Annotated in this window: 12 protein-coding genes; 3 read left to right on the top strand and 9 right to left on the bottom strand. The window is 73.3% G+C overall.

Translation table 11 applies throughout. The annotated features are described in order from the left end of the window. Positions 1-81: 81 nt before the first annotated feature. The gene (purH, locus tag ACH4NX_RS15275) at positions 82-1,653 is read right to left on the bottom strand and encodes a bifunctional phosphoribosylaminoimidazolecarboxamide formyltransferase/IMP cyclohydrolase (protein WP_398127130.1); all 1,572 of its coding nucleotides are present in this window, start codon (positions 1,651-1,653) and stop codon (positions 82-84) included. Beyond that, the gene (purN, locus tag ACH4NX_RS15270) at positions 1,650-2,288 is read right to left on the bottom strand and encodes a phosphoribosylglycinamide formyltransferase (protein WP_351399687.1); all 639 of its coding nucleotides are present in this window, start codon (positions 2,286-2,288) and stop codon (positions 1,650-1,652) included. The genes purH and purN overlap by 4 nt, the downstream gene beginning before the upstream one ends. Positions 2,289-2,629: 341 nt before the next feature. On the opposite strand from purN, the gene ACH4NX_RS15265 reads away from it, so the two are divergent. Further along, positions 2,630-3,433: a hypothetical protein gene (locus ACH4NX_RS15265; protein WP_398127129.1), complete on the top strand. Its 804-nt coding sequence runs from the start codon at positions 2,630-2,632 to the stop codon at positions 3,431-3,433. A gap of 113 nt (positions 3,434-3,546) precedes the next feature. Here the strand turns inward: ACH4NX_RS15265 and ACH4NX_RS15260 are convergent, their stop codons facing one another. Next, positions 3,547-5,082 carry a DUF6350 family protein gene (locus ACH4NX_RS15260; RefSeq protein ID WP_398127128.1) on the bottom strand — a complete coding sequence of 512 codons (1,536 nt, stop codon included), beginning with the start codon at positions 5,080-5,082 and terminating at the stop codon, positions 3,547-3,549. A 96-nt stretch (positions 5,083-5,178) separates the two neighbouring features. Between ACH4NX_RS15260 and ACH4NX_RS15255 the strand changes: the two genes are divergently transcribed. Continuing rightward, positions 5,179-6,465 (top strand): helix-turn-helix domain-containing protein, encoded by a 1,287-nt coding sequence (locus ACH4NX_RS15255; protein WP_398127127.1) that lies wholly within the window; start codon positions 5,179-5,181, stop codon positions 6,463-6,465. Positions 6,466-6,573: 108 nt separating this feature from the next. On the opposite strand, the gene sucD is transcribed toward ACH4NX_RS15255, so the two are convergent. The 6 genes from sucD to ACH4NX_RS15225 all read right to left on the bottom strand — a co-directional run bounded on the left by sucD (position 6,574) and on the right by ACH4NX_RS15225 (position 15,605). Beyond that, entirely contained in the window at positions 6,574-7,458 is an 885-nt protein-coding gene (gene sucD, locus ACH4NX_RS15250; protein WP_351399679.1) for a succinate--CoA ligase subunit alpha, read from the bottom strand. Between the two features lie 27 nt (positions 7,459-7,485). Beyond that, the gene (gene sucC / locus ACH4NX_RS15245; RefSeq protein WP_398127126.1) at positions 7,486-8,667 is read right to left on the bottom strand and encodes an ADP-forming succinate--CoA ligase subunit beta; all 1,182 of its coding nucleotides are present in this window, start codon (positions 8,665-8,667) and stop codon (positions 7,486-7,488) included. Positions 8,668-9,409: 742 nt separating this feature from the next. Next, positions 9,410-10,384, bottom strand: coding sequence for a hypothetical protein (locus tag ACH4NX_RS15240; RefSeq protein WP_398127125.1), 975 nt, complete (start codon positions 10,382-10,384; stop codon positions 9,410-9,412). Positions 10,385-10,569: 185 nt separating this feature from the next. Beyond that, entirely contained in the window at positions 10,570-11,739 is a 1,170-nt protein-coding gene (locus tag ACH4NX_RS15235) for a VWA domain-containing protein (RefSeq protein ID WP_398127124.1), read from the bottom strand. After that, positions 11,736-14,273 carry a DUF5682 family protein gene (locus ACH4NX_RS15230; protein WP_398127123.1) on the bottom strand — a complete coding sequence of 846 codons (2,538 nt, stop codon included), beginning with the start codon at positions 14,271-14,273 and terminating at the stop codon, positions 11,736-11,738. Before ACH4NX_RS15230 ends, ACH4NX_RS15235 begins: the two co-directional genes overlap by 4 nt. 102 nt (positions 14,274-14,375) lie before the next feature. Continuing rightward, the gene (locus tag ACH4NX_RS15225) at positions 14,376-15,605 is read right to left on the bottom strand and encodes an AAA family ATPase (RefSeq protein ID WP_398127122.1); all 1,230 of its coding nucleotides are present in this window, start codon (positions 15,603-15,605) and stop codon (positions 14,376-14,378) included. A gap of 131 nt (positions 15,606-15,736) precedes the next feature. Here ACH4NX_RS15225 and ACH4NX_RS15220 point away from each other — a divergent pair, with 131 nt between their 5' ends. Then, a complete protein-coding gene (locus tag ACH4NX_RS15220; protein ID WP_351399668.1) occupies positions 15,737-17,092 on the top strand; it encodes an SWIM zinc finger family protein in 1,356 nt (451 codons plus the stop codon). The last annotated feature ends 156 nt before the right edge of the window (positions 17,093-17,248 follow it).

Below are 17,248 nucleotides of genomic sequence, written 5' to 3'. Positions count from 1 at the left end.
GGCCCGGTGCGTGCAAGACACACCGGGCCCGCGTACCGCGTCGTACCGAGGGCCGGGGGCCGCTTCGGGCTGGGGCTGGGCTCAGTGGAAGAAGTGCCGCGTCCCCGTGAAGTACATCGTCACGCCGGCCTTCTTCGCCGCCTCGACGACCAGCTCGTCGCGGACCGAGCCGCCGGGCTGGACCACGGCCTTCACACCGGCCTCGGTGAGGATCTCCAGGCCGTCCGGGAAAGGGAAGAAGGCGTCGGACGCGGCGTACGCGCCCTGCGCGCGCTCGGCGCCCGCCCGCTCCACCGCCAGCTTCGCGGAGTCGACCCGGTTGACCTGGCCCATGCCGACGCCGACGGAGGCGCCGTCCTTGGCGAGGAGGATCGCGTTGGACTTGACGGCCCTGCACGCCTTCCAGGCGAAGGCCAGGCCGGCCAGCTCCGACTCGGAGAGCGCCTCGCCGGTGGCCAGCGTCCAGGTGGCGGGGTCGTCGCCCTCGGCCTGGAGGCGGTCGGTGACCTGGAGGAGGGCGCCGCCGTCGATGGGCTTGACCTCGACCGGGGCGGCGGGCGCCTCGGGGGCACGCAGCACGCGGATGTTCTTCTTCTTGGTGAGGGCTTCGAGCGCGCCGTCCTCGTAGCCGGGCGCGACGATGACCTCGGTGAAGATCTCGGCGACCTGCTCGGCCATCTCCTTGGAGACCGGGCGGTTGACCGCGATCACGCCGCCGAACGCGGACAGCGGGTCGCACGCGTGCGCCTTGCGGTGGGCCTCGGCGACGTCCGCGCCGACCGCGATGCCGCACGGGTTGGCGTGCTTGATGATCGCGACGCAGGGCTCGGTGTGGTCGTACGCGGCACGGCGGGCGGCGTCCGTGTCCGTGTAGTTGTTGTACGACATCTCCTTGCCGTGCAGCTGCTCGGCAACCGCGAGGCCGCCACCCTCGGGGGAGGTGTAGAGGGCGGCGGGCTGGTGCGGGTTCTCGCCGTAGCGCAGGGTGTGGGCGCGGTCGTACGTGGCGCCGAGGAAGTCGGGGAACCGCGACTCGTCCACGGGGGCGTACTCGGAGGCGAACCAGGAGGCGACGGCCACGTCGTACGCGGCGGTGTGCTGGAAGGCCTCGGCGGCCAGCCGCTTGCGGGCGGCGAGGTCGAAGCCGCCGTCCCGCACGGCGGAGAGCACGTCGGCGTAACGGGCGGGGCTGGTGACGACGGCCACGGACGGGTGGTTCTTGGCGGCGGCGCGGACCATCGACGGGCCGCCGATGTCGATCTGCTCGACGCACTCGTCGGGGGTGGCGCCCGAGGCGACGGTCTCGCGGAACGGGTAGAGGTTGACCACGACCAGGTCGAACGGCTCCACGCCCAGCTCGCCGAGCTGCTGCCGGTGGCTGTCCAGTCGCAGGTCGGCGAGGATGCCGGCGTGCACCTTGGGGTGCAGGGTCTTGACCCGGCCGTCCAGGCACTCGGGAAAGCCGGTGAGCTCCTCGACCTTGGTGACGGGGACACCGGCGGCGGAGATGCGGCCGGCCGTGGATCCGGTGGAGACGAGTTCGACGCCGGCCTCGTGGAGCCCGCGGGCGAGGTCCTCGAGCCCGGTCTTGTCGTAGACGCTGACGAGCGCGCGACGGATGGCCCGCTTGTTGCTTCCGGCGGTGGCGGTCACTGGATAACTACCTTTCGTCCCTCAATGCGATAGCCGTTGCGGGCGAGCAGCCCCACGACATCGACGAGCAGCCTTCGCTCGACTTCCTTGATGCGCTCGTGCAGAGCGCTCTCGTCGTCCTCGTTCCGGATCTCCACCACGCCCTGCGCGATGATCGGCCCGGTGTCGACGCCGTCGTCGACGAAGTGGACGGTGCAGCCGGTGACCCTGGCGCCGTACGCGAGCGCGTCCCGCACACCGTGGGCCCCCGGGAAGCTGGGGAGGAGGGCGGGGTGGGTGTTGACGAACCGCCCCCCGAAGCGGGCCAGGAACTCCTTGCCCACGATCTTCATGAACCCGGCCGAGACCACGAGGTCCGGCTCGTGGGCGGCGACGGCCTCGGCGAGCGCCGCGTCCCATTCCTGACGGGTCCCGTAGTCCTTGACCTTTCGTACGAAGGTCGGCAGCCCGGCGCGCTCGGCGCGGGCGAGTCCTTCGATGCCGTCGCGGTCGGCTCCGACGGCGACGATCTCGGCTCCGTAGGCCTCGACGCCGGTGGCGGCGATCCCGTCGAGGAGCGCCTGAAGATTGGTGCCGGATCCGGAGACCAGCACGACGAGGCGCTTGGCTCGCTGGGCCACGGGCTTGGCGGCCACGGTGGAGGCCTTTCTCGGGGGAGCGGGTCGGTGCGGGTCGGTTTCCGTACGTCCGTGCAGGCGTCGACCTGGTCGGCCTTCACGTCTGTACGTTTTTGTGCGTTCGCCTGTTTGTGCGGTCGTACGAATGCTTCGCGCCCCCGGATACGGGGAAGTCTACGAAGCGGCCGACCGTCAGCAACGATACCGGCACACCGGACGGCCCCCTCGGGACGGGGGCGTGGCCGGAAGGTAGCGTCTGCGTGGAGCCGGACCGGGAACGCGACCAGCGCGTCACGCGTTCACCAGTCGTGCCGACCAGTTCGCCCGTTCCTTATCGCCAAGGGGAAGACGCTCACTTGATGCCGGACCGCAGCCTGCGACTGCTCACGCTCCCCCAGCAGTCGGCACAGCCAGGGGAGCGCAGCACCGTGTTGCTGCGGGAGCGCCGCCCCTCCTCACCGCCCGACACCCCCTCGGACGGGACGAGCGGCGGCGGTCGGGACGGCGCCGACGACAAGGACAATCCGTTCGCACCGCCCCCGGAGGGCTCGCCGGACCGCCCCTGGCAGCCGCGGCCCCCGTCGGGTGACGGCGGAGAATCCCAGGGTGATTCCCAGGGCGGCGGCGGACGTTCACCGTGGGGCCGGCAGTGGAGCGACCGGCAGCCGGGCCGCTCCCCCGGCGGCTTCGGCGAGCGGCCCGGCCCGTCCGGTTCCGGCCCCGAGGGGTCGGGCGGCGGCACGGGTCAGCGCTGGGACCCGACGGACCCCACCCAGCGGCGTGCCCGCTATGCCCTGCTGAGCGGCATGTGGGCGCTCTTCTTCGCGCTCTTCACCTGGCCGTACGTGGCCCTGATGCTCGGCGCGCTGGCCTTGTACTGGGGTATCAGCGCGCTGCGCGCCAAGCCCCGCGCCGCCGCCGCCGACCCGGACACTCCGGCCCCGCCCGCCGCGCAGACCGGCCGCCCGCAGCGCACCGCCGCGATCAGCGGCCTGGTCACGTCCTCCCTGGCCATCGTCCTGGTCGCCGCGTCCTTCAGCGCCCAGCTGATCTACAGCGACTACTACACCTGCCGGAACGACGCCCTCACCAACCAGGCGGAAGAGTCCTGCGAGACCCACCTCCCGGAGCAGCTCCGGGAGCTGCTGGGCACGGAGGACTGACCGCCGGCTTCCTGACGTCGGCCTTTTCCTGACGACGCGTTCCTCGCCGCGATCCTGGCGAGGAACGCGTCGGGCGGCTCAGCCCGTCCCGCCTCTGAGGACGGGCTGCCCGTTCAGGGCCACCACCGACGTCCCCCCTTCCCGCTGCCCCACCACCGCCCCGCCGAGGGCAGGGCGATCCACGCCCACCGACGCCCACCGGCGTCAGCCACCTCCCCGGCCACCTCCCCCACCGGCGTCGGAGCGGCACGCCGCCTCCCCCGGCCCCGCCGCCACACCCGCGCGCCCACCGCCACCGGTACCGCCACCACCGCGACCCACGCCAGCGTCGCGCCCCCGGCCTGCCACCACACCGGCCCGAACCGGGCGAGGGCGCCGCCTCCGAGCGGCCCACCCGCCAGCCCGGCCAGCAGGGCGACGAGGACCGCGCACAGCACGGCGGCCAGCGCGGCGGCGCCGACGGTCCGCCGCCACGACCACGCCACGGCGGCCTCGGCAGCGCCCGGGTCCGCCCCGGTCGCCGCCCGCGCCGTGAACCACCCCACCACCGCCCCCGCCGCCAGCGGCACCACCCCGGCCGCCCAGTGCAGCGGCGTGCCCGGGCCCGCGTCCGGCACCGCCGCCAGCAGCGGGAACGGCGGCAGCAACGGCGCGGGCGCCGAGGAGAAGGGGTCGACCACATGCCCGGTGCCGAGCACGAATCCGGGGCCGAGGGCGTACGCCGCCGCCCACACCGCCGCGTTCGGCACCAGCGTCAGGCAGAGCAGCAGCACGGCGACGTGGCCCGACCATCCCTCGGTCAGTCGCAGGAAGGCGTCCCGAGCGGCGCCTCCGTGCCACACCAGCGACACCGCGAGCAGCAGCGCCCCGCCACCGACGAGGACCGCCGCACCGGCGCCCGCGGCGCGCGTCGCGGCACCCAGGCGCGCGTCCGGCTCCACCACCAGCTCCCGCAGGTTCCGGGGCAGCACCCGCAGCGCCCGTCCCACCGGCCCGCCCGGACGGCCGAACGCCGTCCACACACCCGCGCCCGCCGCGCTCATGGCCACCAGCGGCAGCCACACCACCGCCCACCAGGAGGGACGCAGCGCACCGCCCGCCGAGTACAGCACGACGGGCGCGGCGACGGCGAGATACCCGAGCACGACCCCCGCCCAGGCGATGCGCGCGGAGACGGGCGGCGGTCCGGTGTCCGGAAGGGACCCGCCCCCGCCCGGGCGCGCCCCGAGCCCCGCCCCCATACCCACTCCCGCACCCGCCCCTACGACCAACCCCACCCCGTCCCCCGGGTCCGTGGCGTCCCGGGCCGCCCGGTGCAACAGCCACACCGGAAGCAGGAGCAGCAGCAACGGCGTGACGCCGACGGGCGCGGAGCCGCCGGAGAGCGTGTCGGCACGGACCAGTTCGGCTCCGTGCGCCAGCAACCACAGGGCCGCGGCTACGTGCAGGGCACCGCCGGGCCCGTTGTCGGGGTACGGCGAACTGATCCACAGCACCGTCACGAGCACGGCGTACGACGCCAGTCCCAGCCCCGCCGCGACCGCACCGCCGAGGAGGCCGGCGGCCAGCCCGGGCGACCGGTCGTGCCAGCGGGTGCGCAGCAGGGACAACGGGGCTTGGCGAACGGTCGTCTGGATCACGCCCGCCATGCTCCCAACGACACGCGCTTTACCGGCGTAACAGGCGAAGCCCCGCTGTGTCGCTCAATATATGTTTATGTACTTTTTCGTACGAAGGAGTGCCCTGTGACACGGAGCCCCGCCACCCCGCTCCCTCCTCCCAAGGCACGCCGACGCCTGCGTGAGGCCGCTGCTCTGACGCAGGCTCACGTCGCGGAACGGGTGGGTGTCACCCGCGGGACGGTCCGTGCGTGGGAGAGCGGCCGCACGACTCCGCGCGGCCGGAAACGGGAGGCGTACGCGAAACTGCTGAACGCCCTCGCCCAGGAGACGACGGCGCCTCGGACGGAGCCGGTGCCCGTCGTGGTGGCCATCGGTGCCGGATCGGCGCGCGTCTCCGAGAAGGCCGTCGACAGCCTCGTACTCCCCGCGAAGCCATTGGCCCCGCGGGAGCCGGAAGCCGATGCCGATGCGGAGGCGGTGGAGGCGGAGGTGACGGAGGCGGAGGCGGAGGCGGAGGCGGAGACAGCGCCATCGGTGTCGGCATCGGCATCGGCATCGGCTGAGCAGGAGTCAGGCGCGGAGCCGTGCCCCGAGCCAAGGCCCGGGCCGGTCGCCTTGACACCCGTTCAGGCCTTCGACGCACTTTACGATTTCAGCGCCTCCGCCCTCGTACGCCAGACGTTCCTGCTGACCGGCCGCCGTGAGCTGGCGCGCGAGTCGGTGGAGCGTGCCTTCCAAGCCGCCTGGGAGCACTGGCCCGAGGTGGCCCGCGACCGCGACCCGGTGGGCTGGGTACGGGCGACGGCGTACGAGTTCGCGCTCTCGCCCTGGCAGCGGTTCCGGCTGCGCCACCGGCATCCGGAGCCGCCGCCCGCCGACCCCGGCGACCGCACCCTGCTGAACACGCTCCTCAGACTCCCCGCACCGCACCGCCGCACGCTCGTGCTGTACGACGGTGTGGGCCTGGACCTGCCGGAGACGGCCGCGGAGACGGAGGCGAGCACCCCGGCGGCGGCGAACCGGCTCCTGCGCGCCCGCGAGGCCGTCGCCGAACGGCTCCCCGAGCTGGCCGATCCCCAGGTGCTGCACCAGCGGCTGGCCGAACTGGCGTCGAACGAGCGGCTGCGTGCGGGCAGACCGCCGACGGTGCGGCTGGGCAGCGAGCGCCGGGCGCGGTTCTGGACCCGGGCCGCGATCGCCTTCACGGTCGCCCTGATCGGGACCACGGCGCTGACCCTGCGCACCTCGCCCACGCACTACGAGCCGCCCGTGTCCCCGGGGGAGACGGTGCGCGGGGTGCCGCCACGGGTGGCGCCGGGGGCGCTGTCGGACGAGCAGCTGGAGCTGCGGCAGAAGCTGCGGGACCAGTTGCAGGACGGACCGGAGCGGCTGACGCCCCGACTCGAATGACCGGCCGGGCTCGCACGACGTGCCGGTACGCCGAGTGGCCCGCCCCCGTGAACGGGGCGGGCCACTCGGCGTACCGGATCGGCCGGAAGGTGCCCGGCCGACGAGGTGTCAGCCGGCGAGGATGGCGCGGGCGAGCTTCGCCGTCTCGGTCGGCGTCTTGCCGACCTTGACACCGGCGGCCTCCAGGGCCTCCTTCTTCGCCTGGGCGGTGCCGGACGAACCGGAGACGATGGCGCCGGCGTGGCCCATGGTCTTGCCCTCGGGCGCGGTGAAGCCGGCGACGTAGCCGACGACCGGCTTGGTCACGTTGGCCTTGACGAACTCGGCCGCACGCTCCTCGGCGTCACCACCGATCTCACCGATCATGACGATCAGGTCGGTCTCGGGGTCGGCCTCGAACGCGGCGAGCGCGTCGATGTGCGTGGTGCCGATGATCGGGTCGCCACCGATGCCGACGGCGGTCGAGAAGCCGATGTCACGCAGCTCGTACATCATCTGGTACGTCAGCGTGCCGGACTTCGAGACCAGACCGATGCGGCCCGGCTTGGTGATGTCGCCCGGGATGATGCCGACGTTGGACTGGCCCGGCGTGATGATGCCGGGGCAGTTCGGGCCGATGATCCGGGTCTTGTTGCCCTTCTTGCCGGCGTACGACCAGAAGGACGCCGAGTCGTGCACGGCGATGCCCTCGGTGATCACGACGGCCAGCGGGATCTCGGCGTCGATGGCCTCGACGACGGCGTCCTTGGTGAACTTCTCCGGCACGAAGATGACGGAGACGTTGGCGCCGGTCTTCTCGATGGCCTCCTTGACGGTGCCGAAGACCGGTACCTCGTTGCCGTCGAAGTCCACGGAGGTGCCCGCCTTGCGCGGGTTCACGCCGCCCACGACCTCGGTGCCGTCACCCAGCATGAGCTTGGTGTGCTTCATGCCGGTGGCACCGGTCATGCCCTGGACGATGACCTTGCTGTCCTTGTTGAGCCAGATAGCCATGGTGTGTTCTGTCCTCGTCCTGAGTGCTTACTTGGCGGCGTGGGCCAGCTCGGCGGCCTTGTCGGCCGCGCCGTCCATGGTGTCGACGCGCTGGACCAGCGGGTGGTTGGCGTCGGTGAGGATCTTGCGGCCCAGCTCGGCGTTGTTGCCGTCGAGACGGACGACGAGCGGCTTCTCGACCTTCTCGCCGCGGTCCTCCAGGAGCTTCAGCGCCTGGACGATGCCGTTGGCGACCTCGTCACAGGCGGTGATGCCGCCGAAGACGTTGACGAACACGGAGCGGACGTCCGGGTCGCCGAGGATGATCTCCAGGCCGTTCGCCATGACCTGGGCGGAGGCACCGCCACCGATGTCCAGGAAGTTGGCGGGCTTGACGTCACCGTGCTTCTCACCGGCGTACGCGACGACGTCCAGGGTGCTCATGACGAGACCCGCGCCGTTGCCGATGATGCCGACCTCGCCGTCGAGCTTGACGTAGTTGAGGTTCTTCTCCTTGGCGGCGGCCTCGAGCGGGTTGGCCGCGGCCTTGTCGTGCAGGGCCTCGAAGTCGGGGTGACGGAACTCGGCGTTGTCGTCGAGCGACACCTTGCCGTCGAGGGCGATGACGTCGCCGGAGACGACCTTGGCCAGCGGGTTGACCTCGACCAGGAGGGCGTCCTCCTTGATGAAGGTGTCCCACAGCTTGACGAGGATGTCGGCGACCTTGTCGGCGACCTCGGCCGGGAACTTCGCGGCCTCGACGATCTCGCGCGCCTTCTCCGGCGTCACACCGTCGATCGCGTCGATCGGGGTCTTGGCGACGGCCTCCGGACGGGTGGCCGCCACCTCCTCGATCTCCATGCCGCCCTCGACGGAGGCGATGGAGAGGAAGGTGCGGTTGGCACGGTCGAGGAGGAAGGAGACGTAGTACTCCTCGACGATCTCCGGGGCGGTCTCGGCCAGCATCACCTTGTGGACCGTGTGGCCCTTGATGTCCATGCCGAGAATGTCCGTCGCCCGTGCGACGGCCTCGTTCGCGGAGGCGGCCAGCTTCACGCCACCGGCCTTGCCGCGACCACCGACCTTCACCTGCGCCTTGACGACGGACTTGCCGCCCAGACGCTCGGTGATCTCGCGCGCCGCCTCAGGCGTGTCGATGACTTCACCGGCCAGCACCGGTACATCGTGCTTGGCGAAGAGGTCCCTCGCCTGGTACTCGAACAGGTCCACGCGCTTCCGTCCCTATCAGTGATCTCGCGGTTCGTTGGATGCGTGGGCGTGCCGCGAAGGGCAACGTGACGTCCGCTGTGAGTCACAAGGGGGGCGCACACGGTGTCCGAGCGCGCGGCATGTCCGTCTCGCAGGTTATCGCCGCTTGCGGGGGGTCTCTAAATTGTGGGTCACACCTGAGCGGTGATGCCTGTCACATGATGCCGCGCTCACTGGCACGGGGTGCCGGGTGTGAGGGGTGGGCAGGGCCCGGATGAGGGACTCCGAGGACCGGGTGAGAGGGCTCGGCGGGAAGGGCTCGGCGGACCGTGGGAGGGGCCTCACCGGGCTGGGGTTGGCCCGGTGAGGCCCGTCGGCTCCCGGAGACCGCACGGGTGCGGTCTCCGGGGCGCGGGCCGGTCGGTCCCCACCCCAATGGGGACCGACCGGCCCCGACCGCGGGGTTTCGGGCGGACGGAGGCCGACGGATTTCGGCCGTCCGGGGCCTGCCGCCCCGCGGGGTCCGCGCCCGCCGCGGTGGTCGCGGGTATGGCGACGGTCGCGGCGGGCGGAGCGGTCAGAGGCTGTCAGGACCTCTCGGAACCGCTCGGTACTTGTCAGAGGCTGTACGGGCGTAGTCCGGCGTGACCGACCCGGCGATGCCGTCGACGCCGGTCACGGCGTCGCTCGGCCGACGGGACGGCCGTGGACCGGTCGGTGCCGGTCGGTGCCGGTCTACGTCGGAGAAGGGCCCGGCCCTGCTCTAGGCGGGAGAGACGGGAATGTCCCGGTACCGGTCCTGGGTCTCGGCCGCGTCGGCGCGCGCCAGGGCGCCGGGCACGAGTCGGAACGGGATCCGGTGGTGCGGGGTGAGCGCGTGCGCGTCCCCCTGCCGCGACGCCCCCTGGTCGGCACCGGACGCGCTGCCCAGCGTGCCGTCGGGATCGCCGGTGGGTGCACGGCGGGTGGGGGCGTGCTCGGTGGGCGCGGGCGCGGTGGGCGCGGGCGCGGGTTCGGCACGGTGGGTGTCGAGGCGCGCCGCGGCGGACGCACCGCCGGCGACTTGCTCCGGCCCGTGGGCGGCGTGCGCCGCGCCCCCGCCTCGGCCTGAGGTCCCGGCGTCGGCGGCCTCGGACGTGTCAGCCGGGTCTGAGGTGGCAGCCGGGTCGGGCTTGTCAGCCGAGTCGGCGGTGTCGGGCACTGTGGCCGGGGGCCCGGGCCGCGGCTCCGTGCCGACCGGCATCGACCACCCGGGAAGACCGGACAGATCAGACAGGTCAGGCGGGCCGGGCAGGTCGGACGGGCCGGACGACGGGTCCGGAAGCGCCGACGACGACAAGGGCACTGAGGGCAACGGCGGCAGTGAGGGCAACGAGGGCAGTGAGGGCAACGGCACCTGGGTCTGCGCGGCCGCCCCGAGCCCGAGCCCCTCCGTAACCGTCTCCGCCGCGTGACCGACCGGTTCCACGAACCGGTCCCCCACGGAGCCGACGACGTTCTCGGCCGTGACGGCTGATCCCCGTCCTTCTCGCGGGCGCTCCACCGGAACGTCGACGACCTGGCCGACCGCGTCTCTCAGCGACGGCGGCGTTCCTTCGGCCGCCTGTGCCCGCTCTGCGCAGAGCACCCCGAGCACGAACAACCCGCCCACCAGCAGCGCCACGTGCAGCGCACGCCGCCCGGCCGCCCTGCGCGTCATGCGCAGAGCGGCACCGGGCAGGATCGCTGACCAGGTCAAGGGAGGGAGATTCCTCGCGTGCGGCGGAACGGGGGTGCGCATCGATCAACGCGTCGACACGCCGCGCGATCCTCGCACGGGAGTCCGGAGACCGCGCAAGCCCGGGCTCACCGAGGGATAGCCATGTCCGTTTTGTCGGCAGAAATCGGTCCGGTCGGGGCCGCCCGCCTCCGATCGGCAGATCGTCACCCGGCGTCCGGGACCGGCAGGGGCCGCTTCTCGATCGCCGCCGCCATCACCTCCGGGAAGAGATCGGGCGTGCAGGCGAAGGCCGGCGCGTCCAGCGCGGCGAGCGCAGCCGCGTGCTCCCGGTCGTACGCGGGCGCCCCCTCGTCGGACAACGCCAGCAGCGTCACGAACTGCACCCCCGCCGCCTTCATCGCCGCGACCCTCTTGAGCATCTCGTCCCGTATGCCTCCCTCGTACAGGTCGCTGATCAGCACGACCACCGTCTCCGTGGGCCGGGTGATCTGTGACTGGCAGTACGCGAGCGCGCGGTTGATGTCCGTGCCGCCGCCGAGTTGCGTACCGAAGAGCACGTCGACCGGATCGTCGAGCTGGTCGGTGAGGTCGACGACCGCCGTGTCGAAGACGACGAGCCGGGTGTCGATCGACCGCATGGACGCCAGCACCGCCCCGAACACGGACGCGTACACGACCGACGCCGCCATCGACCCGGACTGGTCGACGCAGAGGACGACCTCCTTCTTCACCGACCGGGACGCCCGTCCGTATCCGACGAGCCGCTCCGGCACGATCGTCCGGTACTCGGGCAGGTAGTGCTTGAGGTTGGCCGCGATCGTCCGGTTCCAGTCGATGTCGTGGTGGCGGGGCCGGCTGATCCGGGCGCTGCGGTCCAGGGCGCCGGTGAGGGTGGCCCGGGTGCGGGTGGCCAGCCGTTTCTCCAGATCCTCGACGACCTTGCGCACGACGGCCCGCGCCGTCTCCTTCGTCGTCTCCGGCATCGCCCTGTTCAGGGAGAGCAGGGTGCCGACGAGGTGCACGTCGGCCTCCACGGCCTCGAGCATCTCAGGCTCCAGCAGAAGCGTGGCGAGGCCGAGCCGGTCGATCGCGTCCCGCTGCATGATCTGCACGACGGAGGAGGGGAAGTAGGTCCGGATGTCCCCCAGCCACCGCGCCACGGCAGGCGCCGAGGCCCCGAGCCCCGCCGAACGGTCGCGCCCCGCCCGTGGGGTGTCCCCCTTCCCGTAGAGCGCGGTCAGCGCCCCGTCCATCGCGGCGTCCTGTCCGGCGAGCACGTGGCGGGTGCCGTCGGCCGGGTCGCCGCCGAGCACGAGCCGCCACCGCCGAAGCCGTTCCTGTGCCGTGTCGGCGTCCACCGGCTCGGTCGTCATGCGTCCACCCCCACGAGGTCGTTGTCGTCAGCACCCGGCCACCGGCCGCCCGCGCCGGGCCGGGCGTCTCCGGTGCCGGTGTCGGTCGTGCCCGCCCGGCCCGCCGCGTTCGCCTCCTCGGTCGCGTCCGCCACGACCACCAGGTCCGTCGCATCCGCCGAGCCGGGCGCGTCCAATCCCAGCAACATCCGGATCACGGGCAGCACGGCGTCGGCGCGTGCGGTGTCGAGCCCGGCCGCGAAGCCGGGTATGCCGGCGCCGGCCGTCGTCACACTCCCCCGCCACTCCGGTCCGCGCCGGACCAGCTCACCGAGGCTGCGCCGCACTCCCGGCTCATAGGCCGAGAAGGTGCGCCGCAGCAGCGGCAGCACGTCCGTGAACGCCTCCGCCGGTACTCCGGTCAGCCAGGAGTCGATCAGGCCGAGCAGCCGCTCGTCGTGGAGGAGGAGCATGCCGCCGCCCGAGCCCCCGCCGACGAAGCCCTCGACCCACGCCGCCGCGTCCGCCGGCGGCGTCCCCGGTGACAGCACCAGGCCCATGAGCCGCGCCGCCTCGTCCGGCACCAGCTCACCGTCGTCCAGCAGGAGCCGTACGGCACGCCCCCGGACGACGCCGGGCACGGTGTCCCGCGCGGAAAGGGACCGCAGCACGGCCCGCCAGCGGGACCGCAGGTCGCCGTGGCCAGGCGCGACGGCGTCACCGAGCATGCCCACCGCCCCGTGCACGGCGTCCACGTGCCGGCGCATCTCGTCGGCCGCGTCCGCGTCCAGTGCGGCGCAGGCCGCGGGCAGACCGACGAAGACCCGCTCGGCGAGGCCCGCGGCGACCTCGGCGAGGGCGCCGGTGTCGGTGCCGCGCACATCCCCGTAGCGCAGGGAACGGACGAGGGCCGGCAGAGCCTGGGCGAGGTGACCGACGTCCGTGTCGAGCGCGGCCCGGTCGGCGAGTATCCGCATCACCGGGGCGAGCGCGTCCGGCAGTTCGGCCAGCAGACAGCGTTCGGCCAGCGCGGTGACACCGGCGAGGCCCCGCGCCGTGACGGCGTCGGCCTCGGCCCTGGCGGTCGCGGCGGCGAGCACGGTCGTGCCCCACACCCCGGCCTCGGCGACCCGCACCGACAGCTCCGGTTCCCACCGCAGCCGCCACGTCTCCCGGAACGTGCCCGTACTGCCCCGCGAGGCGGCCGGCTCGCCCCAGCCGACGCCGAGCAGCCGCAGCCGGTGCAGCAGTCTGCTGCGTCCCGCGTCGGTCTCCTTGCGCAGGTCGAGCTCCAGCTCCCGCTCCCGTGCCTCCGGCTTGAGCCGCAGCCGCCGCTGGGCCCGTGAGAGGTCCCGCTGCAACGGCACCGCCGGCGCCCCCGGAGGCACCTCGCCCAGCTCGTCCCCCACCACCAGCCGGTCGTGCACCAGCGCCAGCGGCACGTCCGAGCCCTCGCACATCACCGCACGTACGGCGTCCGTCGTCTCGCTCAGTCCGGGCAGCGGACGCCCGCGCATCACCGCGAGGGTCTCGGCCAGCCGTACCGCCTCGATGACGTGCGCCGAGGAGACGATCCGGTCCTCCTCCCGCAGCAGGCCGGCCACCTTGGTCAGCCAGCGTTCCACCGGCCGGTCCGCCGCGCCGAACAGGTGCCCGTACCAACCCGGCGACTCGATGCCCGCCCCGTATCCACTGGCCCGGGACAGCCTGCGGTGGGTCCAGGGGACCCAGGTCATGTCCACCTTTGTCCTGGGCAGCCCTTTCAGCAGCGCCCGGTCGGCGGCGACGGTGACCCTGCGGCGGAGCGCCGGCACGTGCCAGGCCCCGCAGACCACGGCGACGCCCTCGGCGAACTCGCGCGCCGCCGCCCGTACCTGGAGCCGCATGTACGCCTCCCGCACCAGGTCCCGGTCGCGTCCGCCCGCCTCCTCCGTCTCCCGCAGCGCCCCCATGGCCTCCTCAAGCGCCGTGAACGGCGCGAGCGCGTCCCCGTCTCCCGTGCCCCGGTGCTCGACGACGTCCTCCCACCAGCGCTCGGGATCGTCGTGGCCGGCGGCCTCGGCGAGGGCGGCCAGCGGATCGGCCCGGACGTCGGGGAAGGCGGCACCGGATTCGTCCCCCTCGCCCGGGCCGGGCTCCCCCGGCTCCGCCTCCGTCTCCTCCCCCGCGTCCTTCGCTGCCTGCCACGCGAGTGTGTGCGCGGCGGGCAGGTCGATGAAGCGGGCCGGCACGTCGTGTTCCAGGGCCCAGCGGACGGCCACCCACTCCGGGGAGAACTCGGCCAACGGCCAGAACGCCGAGCGGCCGGGTTCGTCCACGGCGTGGGCGAGGAGCGCGACCGGCGGCCGCATGTCCTCGTCGGCGGCCAACGGGATCAGGGCGTCGGCCTCCGGCGGGCCTTCGACGAGTACGACCCCCGGCCGGGCGGCCTCCAGCGCGGCCCGCACCGCCCGTGCCGATCCCGGACCGTGGTGGCGTACGCCCAGCAGCCACGGCCCACCCCGGGAAGCACCGGCGCCACTTCCCCCGCTCCCGGTCCCGTCAGCGCCAGTCACACCGTCCCCCTCGCCCACGGGTCCAGGTCGAGTCCTCGTCGTCCCCGGTCGAGCCGAACACCGGAACACGCGTCCCGCGTCGCGTCCGCGTCCCCATGCCGTTCACACGCTCACCTCCCGGCAGGCCCGGTAGAAGTCCTTCCAGCCGTCGCGCTCGCGGACGACCGTCTCCAGGTACTCCTGCCAGACGACGCGGTCGGCGGCCGGGTCGCGGACGACGGCGCCGAGAATGCCCGCGGCCACGTCGCCCGGCCGCAGCACCCCGTCGCCGAAGTGGGCGGCCAGTGCGAGACCGTTGGTGACGACGGAGATGGCCTCGGCCGTCGACAGCGTGCCACTGGGCGACTTCACCTTCGTGCGCCCGTCGCTCGTCAGCCCGTCGCGCAGCTCGCGGAAGACGGTGACGACCCGGCGGATCTCGTGGGCGCCGTCGGGCGCCGACGGCAGGTCGAGGGAGCGGCCGATCTGGTCGACGCGGCGCGAGACGATCTCGACCTCGGCCTCGGCGCTCTCCGGCAGCGGCAGCACGACGGTGTTGAAACGGCGGCGCAGAGCGCTGGACAGGTCGTTGACCCCGCGGTCCCGGTCGTTGGCGGTGGCGATCAGGTTGAAGCCGCGGACGGCCTGCACCTCCTGCCCCAGCTCCGGTATCGGCAGGGTCTTCTCCGACAGGATCGTGATGAGCGTGTCCTGCACATCGGCCGGAATACGGGTCAGTTCCTCCACACGGGCGGTCATGCCCTCCGCCATGGCCCGCATCACCGGGCTGGGTACGAGGGCGTCCCGGCTGGGGCCGTGGGCGAGGAGTCGCGCGTAGTTCCAGCCGTAGCGGATCGCCTCCTCGGGGGTGCCGGCCGTGCCCTGCACCAGCAGGGTCGAGTCGCCGCTGACGGCCGCGGCGAGGTGTTCGGACACCCACGTCTTCGCGGTGCCGGGCACGCCGAGCAGGAGCAGGGCGCGGTCGGTGGCGAGGGTGGTGACGGCGACCTCGACGATCCGGCGGGGTCCCACGTATTTCGGGGTGATCACCGTGCCGTCGGGCAGGGTGCCGCCCAGCAGGTAGGTGGCGACGGCCCACGGCGACAGTTTCCAGCGGGTCGGGCGCGGGCGGTCGTCCTGCGCGGCGAGCGCGGCGAGCTCGGCCGCGAAAGCGTTCTCGGCGTGCGGGCGCAGGACCTCCGCCCCGGCCGTGACCCCGCTCCGGCCCGGGTCGACGGACACCCGTTTCGCGGGCGCCGGTTCTGCGGGCGCCGGCTCATCGGACGCCGGTTCGGCGGGCATCGGTTCGACGGGCATCGGTTCGGCGGAAGTCGGTTCTACGGACACAGGCATGGCTGATTCCCCCTCCAGCTCGGCCGGTTCGATCTGTCATCCACGGTGCACCACGCCACTGACAATCGCTCTGACCTGCACAAATAAGCTGACACGGCCGATTGTCAGTGGCGGGACCTACCTTCGGAGGCATGACACAGCAGGGGGTGCGCTGGACCGCGGACCAGGTGCTGGCACTGGCGCCTGACGTCGCGTCGCGCAGAGCGGGAGGCAAGCTCGGCGCGGCCGGGCCGTGGTCCGAGGTGGGGAGTTCCGACGAGGGGGCGGTGTGGGGGCTGTGCAAGGGCAGCGGCAGTAAGGCCTACCAGACCGTCGTCGACGTCGCGGACGTGTCCGGGCCCGCGTACAAGTGCGGTTGCCCGAGTCGTAAGTTTCCGTGCAAGCACGCGCTCGGGCTGTTGTTGCTGTGGGCCGGCGGCGAGGTCGCGGTACCGGTGGCCGAGCCCCCGGACTGGGCGGAACAGTGGATCGTCGGACGACGCGAGCGCACGGCGGCGAAGACCGCGACGGGCGCGTCCGGTCCCGCCGCCGGGCCCGGTGACCCCGAGGCGGCGCGGCGCCGGGCGGAACAGCGGGCCGAGCGGATCACCGCGGGCGCGACGGAGTTGGAGCAGCGGTTGACGGACCTGTTGCGGGGCGGCCTGGCCGGTGCGGAGCAGGCGGGGTACGGGCTGTGGGAGGAGACGGCGGCCCGCATGGTCGACGCCCAGGCGTCCGGGCTCGCCTCACGGGTGCGGGAGTTGGGGGCCATACCGTCGTCCGGTCCCGGCTGGCCGGTCAGGCTGCTGGAGGAGTGCGCCCTCCTTCACCTCCTCGATCAGGGCTGGCTGCGCCGCGAGCGGCTGCCGGAGGGCCTGGCGGCGACGGTCCGTTCACGCGTCGGCCTGCCGGCCTCCGCGGACGGCTCTCCGGTGCGGGACCGCTGGCTCGTCCTCGCCCAGTACGACGTCTCGGACGCGCGGCTGACGACGCGTCGCATCTGGCTGTACGGCGAGGAGACGGACCGCACCGCGCTGCTCCTCTCCTACGGCGCGGCGGGCCGGGCCCCGGAGCCGGCACTGCCGGTGGGGCTGGCCCTGGAGGCGGAGGTGTCGGCGTATCCGGGCTCCGGTCAGCGGCGAGCGGCTCTGGGCCGGCAGTTCGCGCCGCCCGTGCCGGCGGAGATACGCCCGCGAGGGGTGACGCCGTCCCAGGCGGCCATCGGTTACGGCAAGGCCCTCCGTGACGACCCGTGGCTGGACTCGGTGCCGGTGACCCTGGAGCGGGTCGTCCCGGTCCCGGACGGCGGCTCCTGGCAGTTGGCGGACGCCGACGGGGACGCGGCGCTGCCGCTCGCCCCCACGGCCGGCAACCGCCCGGGGCTGTGGCGCCTGGTCGCCCTGTCGGGCGGCGCACCCGTCAAGGTCTTCGGCGAGTGCGGCCACCGGGGCTTCACCCCACTGACGGCCTGGCCGACCGGGCCTGGCCCGGCGGTTCCGCTGTACTGACCGTCCCGTGAAAGGCCGCCGGACGAAGCGAAACGGGTGGAAGGGAACCGGACCAACTAGAGCCTGGCCAAGCGACCAGGTGAAACCGGCCGGAACGAGAACTGACGGAACGAAACCCGATGAAACGGGAACCGGCGACACGGGAACTGCCGACAC

Origin of the sequence: Streptomyces sp. NPDC017225 (assembly GCF_044331465.1) — a bacterium.
GTDB lineage: Bacteria > Actinomycetota > Actinomycetes > Streptomycetales > Streptomycetaceae > Streptomyces.
The sequence above is the reverse complement of the archived record's forward strand: the minus strand, read 5'-3'. Positions and strand labels throughout refer to the sequence as shown.

Excerpts from the sequence above, each read along its gene's own strand:
- ACH4NX_RS15265 (WP_398127129.1), top strand. The coding sequence starts at position 2,630 with ATGCCGGACCGCAGCCTGCGACTGCTCACGCTCCCCCAGCAGTCGGCA.
- ACH4NX_RS15260 (WP_398127128.1), bottom strand. The coding sequence starts at position 5,082 with ATGGCGGGCGTGATCCAGACGACCGTTCGCCAAGCCCCGTTGTCCCTG.
- sucD (WP_351399679.1), bottom strand. The coding sequence starts at position 7,458 with ATGGCTATCTGGCTCAACAAGGACAGCAAGGTCATCGTCCAGGGCATG.
- ACH4NX_RS15235 (WP_398127124.1), bottom strand. The coding sequence starts at position 11,739 with ATGACGACCGAGCCGGTGGACGCCGACACGGCACAGGAACGGCTTCGG.
- ACH4NX_RS15225 (WP_398127122.1), bottom strand. The coding sequence starts at position 15,605 with ATGCCTGTGTCCGTAGAACCGACTTCCGCCGAACCGATGCCCGTCGAA.
- ACH4NX_RS15220 (WP_351399668.1), top strand. The coding sequence starts at position 15,737 with ATGACACAGCAGGGGGTGCGCTGGACCGCGGACCAGGTGCTGGCACTG.